Source organism: Streptomyces sp. JLSY215, from assembly GCF_059682825.1.
In genome coordinates, this window is record NZ_CM185022.1 from 383,056 (window position 1) to 395,732 (window position 12,677).

At 72.3% G+C, this 12,677-nt stretch carries 11 protein-coding genes; all 11 read right to left on the minus strand.

Annotated features, from left to right (window positions below):
• Positions 1–60: 60 nt before the first annotated feature.
• Positions 61–1,173, minus strand: coding sequence for an agmatine deiminase family protein (locus AC5677_RS01930; protein ID WP_497193229.1), 1,113 nt, complete (start codon positions 1,171–1,173; stop codon positions 61–63).
• Entirely contained in the window at positions 1,170–2,003 is an 834-nt protein-coding gene (locus AC5677_RS01935) for an ABC transporter ATP-binding protein (RefSeq protein WP_497193230.1), read from the minus strand. The genes AC5677_RS01930 and AC5677_RS01935 overlap by 4 nt, the downstream gene beginning before the upstream one ends.
• Positions 1,996–3,030 carry an ABC transporter ATP-binding protein gene (locus AC5677_RS01940; RefSeq protein ID WP_497193231.1) on the minus strand — a complete coding sequence of 345 codons (1,035 nt, stop codon included), beginning with the start codon at positions 3,028–3,030 and terminating at the stop codon, positions 1,996–1,998. The genes AC5677_RS01935 and AC5677_RS01940 overlap by 8 nt, the downstream gene beginning before the upstream one ends.
• Complete coding sequence (locus AC5677_RS01945; protein WP_497193232.1) at positions 3,027–3,887, minus strand: ABC transporter permease; 861 nt, start codon at positions 3,885–3,887, stop codon at positions 3,027–3,029. Before AC5677_RS01945 ends, AC5677_RS01940 begins: the two co-directional genes overlap by 4 nt.
• Entirely contained in the window at positions 3,884–4,852 is a 969-nt protein-coding gene (locus tag AC5677_RS01950; protein WP_497193233.1) for an ABC transporter permease, read from the minus strand. The genes AC5677_RS01945 and AC5677_RS01950 overlap by 4 nt, the downstream gene beginning before the upstream one ends.
• A complete protein-coding gene (locus tag AC5677_RS01955; RefSeq protein WP_497193234.1) occupies positions 4,849–6,528 on the minus strand; it encodes an ABC transporter substrate-binding protein in 1,680 nt (559 codons plus the stop codon). The genes AC5677_RS01950 and AC5677_RS01955 overlap by 4 nt, the downstream gene beginning before the upstream one ends.
• An 80-nt stretch (positions 6,529–6,608) precedes the next feature.
• Complete coding sequence (locus AC5677_RS01960) at positions 6,609–7,622, minus strand: agmatine deiminase family protein (RefSeq protein ID WP_497193235.1); 1,014 nt, start codon at positions 7,620–7,622, stop codon at positions 6,609–6,611.
• A gap of 103 nt (positions 7,623–7,725) precedes the next feature.
• Positions 7,726–9,495, minus strand: coding sequence for an urease subunit alpha (locus AC5677_RS01965; RefSeq protein WP_497193236.1), 1,770 nt, complete (start codon positions 9,493–9,495; stop codon positions 7,726–7,728).
• The gene (gene ureA, locus AC5677_RS01970; protein ID WP_497193237.1) at positions 9,492–10,208 is read right to left on the minus strand and encodes an urease subunit gamma; all 717 of its coding nucleotides are present in this window, start codon (positions 10,206–10,208) and stop codon (positions 9,492–9,494) included. Before ureA ends, AC5677_RS01965 begins: the two co-directional genes overlap by 4 nt.
• A 224-nt stretch (positions 10,209–10,432) precedes the next feature.
• Positions 10,433–11,014: a TetR/AcrR family transcriptional regulator gene (locus AC5677_RS01975; RefSeq protein ID WP_497193238.1), complete on the minus strand. Its 582-nt coding sequence runs from the start codon at positions 11,012–11,014 to the stop codon at positions 10,433–10,435.
• Positions 11,015–11,095: 81 nt separating this feature from the next.
• On the minus strand, positions 11,096–12,664 hold the full coding sequence (locus AC5677_RS01980; RefSeq protein WP_497193239.1) for a serine/threonine-protein kinase: 1,569 nt from the start codon (positions 12,662–12,664) through the stop codon (positions 11,096–11,098).
• Positions 12,665–12,677: the final 13 nt, after the last annotated feature.

The following is a 12,677-nucleotide window of genomic DNA, read 5'->3' on the forward strand; positions in this document are numbered from 1 at the left end:
AGTCCAGAAGGAGGAAGCCGGGTGCCCGGACGGGACGGTGTCCTCTCCGGGCACCCTTGTTCACACGGCGGGCTGCTGCTGGGTGACGCAGTGGATGCCGCCGCCGCCCGTGCCGAGGCGGTCGATGTTCAGCTGCTCGATGACGCGGTCCGGGTAGAGACGGGTCAGCGTTGCCCGTGCCGCCTCGTCCGCGCGGGTGTCGCCGAACTGGGCGCTGATGACGGCACCGTTGCAGAGGTAGAAGTTGGCGTAGGAGGCGAGGAATTTCGGGTCGGTGGAGCGGATCTTGTTGTAGTCGGGGCCCTCGAGGCGGGTCACGGCCATCGGACTGCCGGTGGCGGTCGTCGAGGCGGACAGGATGCTGTGCTGCCGGCGCGCGTCGCGGGCGAAGGCGTCCGTGTCGGTGGAGAGCGGCATCTGGACGAGGGCCTCGCCGGGGGCGAGGAAGCGGGACGTAGCGTCTACGTGGTCGTCGGTGATGTCCTGGCCGTATACGCCGTCGAACCAGATGACCTTGGAGGCGCCGTAGGCATCGCACATCGCCGTCTCCAACTGGCGCTCGGACATGTCGGGGTTGCGGTTGCGGTTCACCAGACTGCTGCGGGTGGCCATCAGGGTTCCGGCGCCGTCCTGCTCGATGGCGCCGCCTTCCCCGACGAGGTGGGCGGAGGTGAACGGGACGCCCACGTAGGAGGCGATGCGCTCCGCGACGAGGGCGTCGTTGGCGTGGGTCTGCTTGTTGCCCCAGCCGTTGAAGTTGAGGCCCACGGCGGCCAGGCCGCCGGAGCCGTCGGTGCGGAAGACCGGGCCGGTGTCGCGCATCCAGCAGTCGTCGACGGGGATGGAGTCGATGACCGTGACCGAGGAGCCGCACATCGAGCGTGCCTTGTCAGCGCTGCCGGAGTTGGCGCACATGACGACCGGTTCGTACTTCGCGATCGTACCGGCGATCCGGGCGATGTCCTCCTGCACGCCGCCCAGCTTGCCGGCCCAGATCGCGGCGCTGTCCGGCCAGGCCATCCAGGTGCGGGTGTGGCGGACGTCCTCGACCGGGACCCGGTAGGTGTCCGTGGCGGCGCGGGCCCTGCCCTGCGTCGTCGTGGCGAGGGCGGCGCCGGCGGCGGTGAGTCCGGCCGCGGCGAGGAATCCTCGCCGGTTCAAGCCTCGGGTCATGTCTGCCTCCTGTGTGGGGTTGGCTGCGGGGACGAGAGCTCCTGGCGGGCCGCCGCGATCCGGTCCGGATGCCAGCCGGGGCGGGGCACCGAGTCCAGGAGCAGCCGGGTGTACGGGTGGTGCGGCGCGGCGAGTACCTCGGCGGTGGCGCCGGACTCGACGACGCGGCCGTGGTGCATGACGAGGACCTCGTCGGTGACGCACCGGACCACGCCGAGGTCGTGGGTGATGAAGAGGTAGCCGATCGGCGTCTGCTCACGGATGTCGGCGAGCAGGTTGAGGATCTGGGCCTGTACGGACACGTCCAGGGCGGCGACGGCTTCGTCGAGGACGAGGACGGCCGGTTCCACGGCGAGGGCGCGGGCGATGGCGACGCGCTGGCGCTGGCCGCCGGAGAGCTGCCGGGGCAGGGCGTCGGCGGCGCGGGTGCCGAGGCCGACCTGGTCGAGGAGTTCGCGGATGCGGGGCGCGGGGTCGCGGCCGGGGAAGTGCAGGCGCAGGGTCTCGCCCAGGACCCTTTCGACGCTGGTCCTGGGGTCGAGGGACAGGTAGGGGTCCTGGAAGACCATCTGCACCTCGCGGGCCCTGGCCAGGCGCTGCTGCCGGCCGCGCGCACCGGCTGGCCGGCCCCGGCCCCGTATCCGTACCTCTCCGGCGTCGGCCCGCTCCAGGCCGACGACGATGCGGGCGGTGGTGGTCTTACCGGAGCCGGAGCCGCCGACGATGCCGAGCGAGCCGCCCTCGGGCAGGGTGAACGACACGCCGTCCACGGCCCGTACGGTGCCGTAGGCGCGGCTCAGGTCGACGGCTTGCAGCAGGTGTTCAGACATCGGCGACCGCTCCTTCTCGCGCGAGCCGGTCGCTGTGGTGGCAGGCGGCGAGGTGTTCGGGCCGGCCGGGGGACGGAAGCGCTTCCGGGACCGCTTCCTCGCAGATCCCGGTCGCGAGCGGGCAGCGGGCGGCGAAGGCGCAGCCCGTCAGAGGGGTGCGCAGGTCGGGCGGCTGTCCGGGGATGGCGGAGAGCCTGCCGCCCGGGGTCGTGAGGCGGGGCGTGGAGGCCAGCAGGGCCGCGGTGTAGGGGTGGCGAGGGTGCGCGAAGAGGACGTCGGCGGGTCCGGTCTCGGCGATCCGGCCGGCGTACATGACGTACACGCGGTCGCTGATCGCCGCCGCGAGGTCGAGGTCGTGGGTGACGAACAGCATTGCCGTGCGGAAGCTCTCGCGGAGCCGGGCGAGGAGGGCGATCACCTCGGCCTGGGTGGTGACGTCGAGCGCCGTGGTCGGTTCGTCGGCGAGGAGGAGCGCGGGGTCGCCGATGAGCGCCGCGGCGATCACGACCCTTTGCAGCATGCCGCCGGACACCTGGCTCGGGTATTTCCGCAGAGCGGTGTCGTCGAGCCCGACGGCCCGCAGGAGGTCGACGGCCCGGACGGTGGCGGTGGGCCCGTCCATGGTCCCGGCGGAGCGGACGCCCTCGGTGAGGAAGTCGCCGATGCGGTGGAGCGGGTTGAGGGCGGCCCGCGGGTCCTGGAAGACCATGGCGGCGGTGCCCGCGCGCAGGGCGCGCAGCCGGCCGGCGTCCATGGTGAGGACGTCGCGGCCCTCGACCAGAACGGCGCCTTCGGTGGCGGCACCGGGCGGCAGCAGGCCCAGGGCGCCGCGTGACGTGAGGGACTTCCCGGAACCGGACTCGCCCACGAGGGCGACCGTCTCACCGGGTCCGACGGTGAGGTCGACGCCGTCGAGGACGGGGCGGGCGGTGCCGGGGAGAGTGAGGGTCAGCCCCCGGATGTCGAGCGTGGGCGTCGGTGGGGACGTCGTCAGGGGCGTCGACGGCGCGGCGGGGGTGGGGGTCATCGGTCTCTCCTGGCGACGCGGTCGGCCCAGCGCTCTCCGACGACGTTGAACGCGACGACGGTGAGCACGACGAGGACGCACGGCAGGATCGCGGAGAGCGGGTAGCCGTGCTGGATGGCGGTCTGGCCGTCGAAGACCATGCGGCCCCAGTCGGGGGTGAGCGGAGGCACGCCGAGGCCGAGGAAGGACAGCCCGGCCAGGTCCATGAGGGCGTAGCCGAAGTTGATGGTGGACTGGGCGAGGACGACGGGGGCGATGTTGGGCAGGATGTGGCGCAGGCAGATCTGGCGCGCCGAGTGGCCCTGGACCTGGTAGGCGCTCACGTACGGGCGGGCGCGTTCGGCCAGGACGAGGGAGCGGGTGAGGCGGCTGACGTAGGGCAGGTACGCGAGCCCCAGTGCGACGACGGGGGCGAGCAGGCCCTCCCCGTACACGGAGATGACCAGGATCGCGAGAAGCATGCCCGGGAAGGCGAAGACGAGCTCGGTCGAGCGGGACAGGAGGGAGTCCAGCCAGCCGCCGCGCCAGGCCGCGGCGGTGCCGACGGCCACCCCCGCGAGGGTGGAGAAGAGGACCACGCCGAGGGGGCCCAGCAGGGAGGTGCGGGCGCCGAGCAGCAGCCGGGAGAGGGTGTCGCGGCCTGCGGTGTCGGCGCCGAGCGGGTGGTCCGCGGAGGGCCCGGCGAACGCGGCGCCGAGGTCGACGGCGTTGGGGTCGTGAGGCACGAGCCACGGCGCGAGCAGCGCCGCGAGGACGACGAGTCCGACGAAGCCCAGGCTGGCGAGGTGCAGCGGTGAACTGCCGGATGAGGCACGTACCTTGGAGAGGCCCGGCCGGCGGGTGAGGACGGCGGTCATGCGGCGGGCCCTCTCGTTCCGAGGGTGATCCGGGGGTCGACGACGGGCAGCAGGAGGTCGACGATCAGGTTCACGGCCATGAACAGCGCGACGATGATCAGGGAGACGGCCTGGACGGTCGGGAAGTCCTTTGTCGTGGTGGCCAGTTCGAGGAGCTGTCCGATACCGCCGATGCTGAAGGCCGTCTCCACGAGGATCGTGCAGACCAGCAGGGTGGAGACGATCAGGCCACCGGTGGTGAGCACGGTGCCGAGCGAATTGCGCAGCACATGGCGGCGGATGACCAGGCGCTCGGGGACACCACGGCTGCGCGCCACGGTCACGTGCTCGCTGTCGAGGGCTTCGAGCATGGCGGAGCGGGTGACGCGGGCGAGCATGCCGATCAGGTAGAGCGCGAGGGCGATCGCGGGCAGGGTCAGGTGCCACACCATGTCGGGGAAGCCCACGCCTGCGCCGTTGCTGGGGAACCAGCCGAGCTTGACGGCGAAGAGCCCCTGGAGCAGGACGGCGGCGACGAAGGACGGGGTGCCGACGGCGAGGGTGGTGACCAGGAGGACGCCGGTGTCGGTGGCGCCGCCGCGGACCGCGGCGATCCGGCCGAGGAGGAGTCCGGCGGTGACGACCACGACGAGCGCCATGGTGATCAGGAGGAGGGTTGTGGGCAGGCGGTCGGCGAGGAGCCGCGAGACGTCGGTGCGGTAGGTGAGGGAGCGTCCGAAGTCGCCCTGGACCATGTCCCCGAGCCATCGCAGGTAGCGCACGGCGAACGGGTCGTCGAGGTGGTAGCGGGCGTTGACGGCGGCGAGCGCCTCGGGTGAGGCGGAGCGGCCGGAGAGCAGGAAGCTCGCGGGGCTGCCGGGCGCCAGGTACATCGCCCCGAACACGACGAACGAGGCGACGAGGAGGGTGGCCGCCATCTCGGCGACCCGCCGTCCGGCGAATCTCAGGAAGTCGACGGGGTTCACGGGGCCGTCCCCGCTCCGGCGGCGCCGATGTCGGCGGCCCACGGGTAGTACAGGTACGCGATGGTGGTGGGGGCGCCGGTGATGCGCTTGTTGAGGAAGAGGGCGGTGGGCCACTCCGCGACCGGGATCCAGGGCAGCCGTTGGGCGACGTGCCGCTGGAGCTGGCTCTCGGCGCGCAGGCGGCGCTCCTTGTCGTAGGTGGCGGTGGCCCGTGCGACGAGTGCGTCGTACCGCTTGTCGCTGTAACCGGCGAAGTTGAGGTACGCGCCGGTCCTGAAGTTCGTCAGGAGGTCGAGCGGGTCGGTGATGGAGTCGTAGTAGGTGAGCGGGAACATGTCGATGCCCTCGCGCGCCTCGGGGTCGGTGAAGAGCGCCGTGAAGGCGTTGGGGGCGACGGACTTGAGGGTGATCCGCAGCCCGATCTCGGTGCCGGCGGCCTGGACGGCGGTGGCGAGGAGGGAGACGTCCTGGCCGATGGAGCTGGTGGCGACGGTCAGGGTTTTGCCGGTGGCGCCTGCCTCCTTGACGAGCGCTCGTGCCCGCTCGACGTCCCGGGTCGTGGGGGGCAGCCCGTCGAACGCCGCCTTCCGCACCCCGGGGGATGCCCCCGCCCAGGCGGCCCGGGTGGTGACGGAGCTGGTGGCCGCCCCCGCGCCGCCGAGGCCGGCCTGCACGAATCCGGAACGGTCCAGGGCCAGGGAGAGCGCCCGGCGTACGCGTACGTCGCCGAGCGGGCCCTTCATGTTGGTGATGCCGACGTTGACCGTGCTGAGGCCCTCACCGAAGTAGAGGGTGCCGACGCCGCTGGCCTTGAGGCGCCCGTAGCTCTCGGTGGGAATGAGGTAGCCGCCGTCGGCCTCTCCGCTGAGCAGGGCGTTGGTACGGGCAGAGGGGTCGGTGAGGAAGCGGAAGACGACCTTCCCGGCCTTGGCGCGGGTCCCCCAGTAGCCGTCGAAGCGCCTCAGTTCGAGCGACTGGCCCTTCTGCCAGGCGCCGAGCCTGAACGGGCCGGTGCAGGCCAGGCCGCCCGAGGTGCCGTAGTCGGCGCCCGCCGCGGTCACCCCGGCCTTGGAGGCGACGACGCCGGCGGCGGTCGCCATGTACTGAGGGAACTGCGAGTCGGGCTTCTTCAGCTTGACGGTGACCTGAAGGGGGCCGGTCTTCCGGATGGAGGCGACGTTCTGGAAGTTCTGCGCCCAGGCGGCGGCGTTCTTCGGATTCCGCTGGCGGCCGAGGCTGAAGACGACGTCGTCCGCCGTCATGGTCCGGCCGTCGTGGAATCGCACCCCGCGCCGCAGGTCGTAGACCCAGGTGGTCGGGTCGGGGTTGGTCGCCTTCTTCGCTAGACCGGGTTCGAGCCGGAGCCCGGGGGTCCAGCGCATCAGGCTCTCGCAGACGTTGGAGAGGATGGTGTTCTGCGGATAGTCGAACGCCATCGTGTAGTCGAGCGTGGACGGTTCCGCGTAGAGCGCCCAGGTGAAGGAGTCGATGTCCCCCTTGGGCTTGGGGGTACCGGCCGAGAGCGCGAACGAGACACCGGCTCCGTCGGTACCGCCACGGGGCGGGCCGGCGCAGGCGGCGAGGGCGGTGAGGGCGGCGACCGAGGTGAGGGCCGCCAGGGCGGTCCTCACACGGCGGCGTCCCGGGGCGCGGGGCTGGGGTGGTGCGGTGCTCATCGTCGCGCTCTCTTTCGGTACGGCAGGGGAACGGTTCGGTACGGCAGGGGGAAGGGGAAGCCGACGGTTTTCCTGCGGGGCTACGCGCCGGGGCGGGCCGCGGGTACCTGCTGGGTGATGCAGTGGACCCCGCCGCCGCCGTACGCGATCACCGGAGCCGGTACGCCGACGACCTTGCGGTCCGGGTACGCGGCGGCGATCACCTCCAGGGCGGCCATGTCCTGGGGAGCCGCGGCGACCGGGACGACGACGCCGCCGTTGGCGACGTAGTAGTTCAGGTACGAGACCTCGACGCGGGTGCCCGCGGCCTCTGCGTAGGCGGTCTGGGGGACGTCGACGATCTCCAGCGCGCGCCCCCGCGCGTCGGTCGAGACCTCCAGGACGGCACGGTTGGCGCGCATCCGGGCGTAGTCGGGGTGCGCGGGGTCCTCGGGCAGGGAGACGACGACCTTGCCGGGGGCGGCGAAGGCGCAGACACCGTCGACGTGGCCGTCGGTCTCGGTGTCGAGCAGTCCGCCGTACGGGAGCCAGATCACCTTCTCGACGCCGAGCCGCCCCTTCAGCTCGGCCTCGATCTGCTCCCGGGTCATCTCCGGGTTGCGGTTGGGGTGGAGGAGACACTGCTCGGTGGTGATGAGGGTGCCCTCGCCGTCCACGGTGATCGCCCCGCCCTCCAGGATCATGTCCGAAGCGAGGCGTTCGACGCCGAGGTGCTCCAGGAGCAGCGCGCTGATCCGGTCGTCGGCGTCGTACGGGTGATGCTTGCGCCCCCAGGCGTTGAAGCGGAAGTCGACGCCGGCCCGGCGCCCGTCGCCGTCGAGGACGAACAGCGGCGCGGAGTCGCGGAACCAGGAGTCGTCGAGGGGCAGTTCCACGACGGTCACGTCATCGCCGCAGTGGGCGCGGGCGTCGTCGCCGAAGCCGGGCGGGGCGACCATGGTGACGGGCTCGAAGCGGGCGATGGCACGGGCGACGTCGGCGTACTCCCGCTTCACGGCGTCGAGGACGCCGTCCCACAGGTCGACGCGGGTGGGCCAGGCCATCAGGCAGCCCTCGTGCTCGGACCACTCGGCGGGCATACGGAAACCGGTCATCGGGGTCTCTTTTCGGTCGTGATGAAGGGATCGCGGAGAGGAGATCGTGTGCCTAACTGAAATTTCAGTCAATACTCTGGGCAGGAGAAAACCCGGGGAACGTTCAGAGGAAGTAGAGCCGGCTCAGGGAGACCTCGTGCGCCGGCCCGGAACACAGCGGTGCCCCGTCGAGCGTCACGAGGCCGGTGCGGCCGTCGACCTGGACGTCACCGGTACGGGAGTTGAGCAGCAGATCGGCCGGACCGATGCCGCGGGTGCCGCGCACGGCGACCCGGCGACGGCGGGTGGCCAGCCCGTCGTACGGCCGGCCGGAGGAACCGGAATCGGCGGCGGCGCGGCTGACGAAGGCGACGGAGAGGTCGGCGGGGGCGGCGCCATGGGCGCCGAACAGGGGGCCCAGAACGAGGGGTTCACAGGTATCGGTGGCCGCGTTGGGGTCGCCCGTCACTCCGTAGGCGGGGAAGCCGTTCTTGAGGACCATCTGCGGCTTGGCGCCGAAGAATGGGGGGCGCCACAACACGATGTCGGCCATCTTGCCGACCTCGATCGAGCCGATCTCGTGCGAGAGGCCGTGGGCGATGGCGGGGTTGATCGTGAGCTTGGCGATGTAGCGCAGGACGCGGGCGTTGTCGTCGTGGGCTCCGTCGCCGTTCCCCCCGTCATGGGGAAGGAGGGGCCCCAGCTCGGCCTTCATCTTTCCGGCCATCGCGAAGGTACGGCGTACGGTCTCGCCCGCGCGGCCCATGCCCTGGGCGTCGGAGGAGGTGATGCCGATCGCCCCGAGGTCGTGCAGCACGTCCTCGGCGCCCATCGTCCCGGCCCGGATCCGGTCGCGGGCCATCGCCGCGTCACCCGGCAGGTCGGTCTTCAGGTCGTGGACCGAGACGATCATGCCGTAGTGCTCGGCGACCGCGTCCCGCCCGAAGGGGAGGGTGGGGTTGGTGGAGGAGCCGATGACGTTGGGGACACCCGCCATCTTCAGCACGTTGGGGACGTGACCGCCGCCGCAGCCCTCGATGTGGAACGCGTGGATGGTGCGGCCGTCCAGCACCCGCAGGGTGTCCTCGACGGAGAGGCACTCGTTCAGACCGTCGCTGTGCAGCGCCACCTGCACGTCGTGCTCCTCGGCCACGCGCAGCGCGGTGTCCAGGGCACGGGCATGCGCACCCATGTCCTCATGCACCTTGAAACCGGACGCGCCGCCCTCGGCCAGCGCCTCGACCAGCGGAGCCGGGTCGGAGGACGAACCCCTGGCCAGGAAGCCGATGTTGACCGGCCAGGCATCGAAGGCGCTGAAGCCGAGCCTGAGCGCCCAGGGTGAGTTCACGCCCACACCCCAACTGGGCCCCGTCTCCTGGCCGATGATCGTGGTGACGCCGCTGGCGAGCGACGCCTCCATGATCCGCGGGGAGAGCAGGTGCACGTGGGTGTCGACGGCCCCGGCGGTGGCGATCAGCCCCTCCCCCGGAATCATTGTCGTCCCCGTGCCGACCACGACGTCGACACCGTCGAGGGTGTCGGGGTTGCCGGCCCGCCCGATCGCGTGGATACGGCCCTCGCGGATGCCGATCGACACCTTCCGGATGCCGAGCACCGCGTCGATCACCAGCACATTGGTGATCGCCACATCACAGGTCTCGCGGACCGCGGCCGCCTTGAGATGCAGCCCGTCGCGGGCCGTCTTTCCGAAGCCGGCCAGGAACTCGTCACCCGGCTTCTGGGAGTCGGACTCCACCCGGACCACGAGTCCGGAATCGCCGAGCCTGACCCGGTCACCGGCCCGCGGGCCGTGCACGGAGGCGTACTCGTACGGGTCGATGTGGCGGCTGCGCCCGGGGGCGCAGTGGTCGCTGTGGCGGGTCGGCCTGCTCATGCCCGTCCTCCTTCCGAAGAGTCCTGGAGCGGCTCCGCGCCGAGATAGCCGCAGGCGGCGGCCCGTGCCAGAGCGCGGGCCCTGGCGCCGGGCGCATCGAGGGGGCCGTCGACCAGACCGGCGAAGCCGACGGCGACGCGCGCACCGCCGATCGGGACCAGACCCACCTCGACTGCCCGGCCCGCATCGAACCGGGTCGACGACCCGGCCGGCGCCGCGAGCCGCATGCCGTAGGCCGCAGCGCGGTCGAAGTCCAGCCGCGGGTTGGCCTCGAAGAAGTGGAAGTGGGAGGTGACGCTGACCGGGACGGTCGCCGTGTTCCGCACCGTGAGCGTGACGACCGGCTCGGGGACGGCAGGGGCGTCCGGACCGGGCAGTACGGCGCCGGGGGCTACGTCGTTCCGGTCCGTGGGCCCGAACGGACCGGCGACGACGGCGAGCCGCGAGCCGTCGTCGAAGACGGCCTCGACCTGGATCTCGGTGACGACGTCGACGACGCCGGGCAACACGTCATCGGGGCTCAGGACGGCGCGGCCCCGCTCGATCGCCTCGGCCAGGCGCGATCCGTCGCGGGCCGCCTCGCAGACGGTGTCCGCGATGAGCGCGGTCGCTTCCGGCACATTGAGCCGCAGGCCGCGCGCGCGGCGGGCTCGGGCGAGTTCGGCGGCGGTGAACAGCAGCAGGCGGTCCCGCTCGGTGGGAGTCAGCGGCATGCCGGCCTCGCGTACATGACGTACATGGGTGTTTCCTTCCTCCCCTGCGCAACCGGCGGGGAGAGAGCGAGGGAGTCGGGGCTTCCTTCTGCGGCTCGGCATCGAGGTGCGAGCGGTCCGCGAAGCCCTGCGATGACCTCACCCTGGCACTGACTGAAATTTCAGTCAATACTTTCGACGCACCCCGGCGATTGAATGCCACCGGGCAGCGGGACCGCCGGATCCTACGGCTGGCGCAGCAGTGCCAGCTCCACCTCGACCGCCTCCGACATCAGGGTGCGCGCATGGCCGATCGCGAGGCCACCGCTGAGCCAGCGCATGCTCAGACCCTCGAGCAGAGCCGTGAGCCGCTCGGCGGCCGAGGCGAGCCGGGCCGCCGGCGCCAAGGGGTGGACCTGCCCCAGGAGCGCGGCCACCTCCTGCACCCACACCAGGGTCGCGCGGGCAAGGTCCTCGCGCAGGACGGGGTCGAAGACGGCACTCGCCCTCAGCTCGCCCCAGGCCGTGCTGTTCTCCCGCACCTCCGGGACGTCCTGGAGCTCCAGGAGCAGGACCTGGTCGAGCTCCTCGCGCGGGGTCAGCGGTCCCGCGTCCGGATCCTGGGCCGTGGTGTACCGCTCGGCGCGGTCGTTGATGAACTCCAGCGTATGGCGCAGGATTCCGGTGCGGTCCTTGAAGTGGTAGTAGATCAGGCCGGTGGACACACCTGCTTCTTCGGCCAGTTCCTCCACGCGGAGCCCACGGACCCCGCGCCGGGCGATCAGCCGCGCGGCCGCTTCCAGGATCTGAGTACTGCGAGACGCCATGTCACAGACCCTATCCGGGCCGCCGGGCGGTGTGATCACCACGGCGCCCCCGGGCGGAGGGCCGCCCGGCCCCTGCGCGATTCACTCGCTCCTCCGGTACTGGCTCAGCGCCACCGTGACGGGCCCGCCACCGCGGGCCGCCTCGACCAGATACGCCACGACGAGCCGCTTGCCGTCGGCGCTGCGCACGCAGAACGGCCGCTCGTCGGCCAGCTCGTCGAACGGCAGGCTCGTCACCGGCTCCGTATCGAGCCCGCGGTCGCAGTCGGCGGGGCTGAGCACATACCCCGAGGCGACGAAGGCGTCGGCGTCCTCGGGCAGCACGAACCCGTCCTTGTCACGAGCGAGGTACCACTTGGCGGTTTCGGCGGGCGCCACCTTCCCGGCGCCCAGGTCGAACTCGTAGCCGTCGTCCGGGACGGTCAGTTCCACGTCCGCATAGCCCGGCGTGTACCCCGCGCCTCGCTCCGCGCCGCCCCGGTCCGGAGCGTCGAGCCAGTACACGGCCCCGGCCGCCGTCACGAGCGCGACAAGGACGGCGGCGGCTCCTGCCGCCACGGCCGTACGACCGCGCCGACTCCTGCGACCGTCCCGCCGTACGGCCGGCTCGCCGTGCGCACCGTCGTCCGGGGCGCCCCGCTCCTCGGGCACCGGGACCGACGGGGCGGACGCCCGCGTGGGCCGGTCGTGCGGCGACGTGCCGTCGAGGAGCGTGGGCTCGGGGGCGGACGGGCCCGATGCCCGGCGCATCACCTCCCGCCCGACCGCCCCGGGCAGCCAGCCCTCGCCGAACTCCGGTGCAGGTCCCACAGCGGGGTGCGCGCGCACGGCGGCGATCAGCTCGGCCGGGGTGGGGCGCCGCTCGGGCACCTTGGCCAGGCAGTGTCCGAGGATCTCGCGCAGCTCCCCCGGTACGCGCGAGAGGTCCGCCGGCTCGTGCACGACACGGTAGAGGGCGGCGGACTCGGGTCCCGTACCGAAGGGCAGGATCCCTCCGGCCACGTAGGCGGCGAGTGCGCCAAGCGCGAAGACGTCGGTAGCGGGCGTCACGGCCTGCCCGAGCGCCTGTTCCGGCGCCATGTACGCGGCGGTGCCGATCCGCAGACCGGTGCCGGTGAGCCCGGTGGCGTCGGCCGCCCGCGCGATGCCGAAGTCGATGACGCGGGGGCCGTCCTCGGCGACGAGGACGTTGGCGGGCTTGAGGTCGCGGTGGACCACCCCCGCCCCGTGGATGGCCTGGAGGGCCTCCGCGATCCCGGCGACGAGCAGCAGCACGGTGCGCGCGGGCAGCGGGCCGTGCCGCTCGACGACCTGCTGGAGTGAGGGGCCCGGCACGTAGGCGGTGGCGAGCCAGGGAATCGCGGCGTCGACTCCGGCGTCCACCACCTGCGCGGTGAACAGGCCGTGGATGCGGCGCGCGCTCGCGACCTCCTGGGCGAACCGCCGACGGAACTCCGGATCGCCGGCGAAGTCCTCGCGGACCACCTTCACCGCGATGGGACGGCCGCCCGGGGTGTGGGCGAGGTAGACGACCCCCATACCGCCGGAGCCGAGCCGGGCGTGGACCCGGTAGCCGCCGATCTCGCGGGGATCGCCGGGCGACAGCGGCGGCTGGACCGGCTGAACCCGGGGCGGCTGGGTGGTGGACATGGGCGGCTCTTTC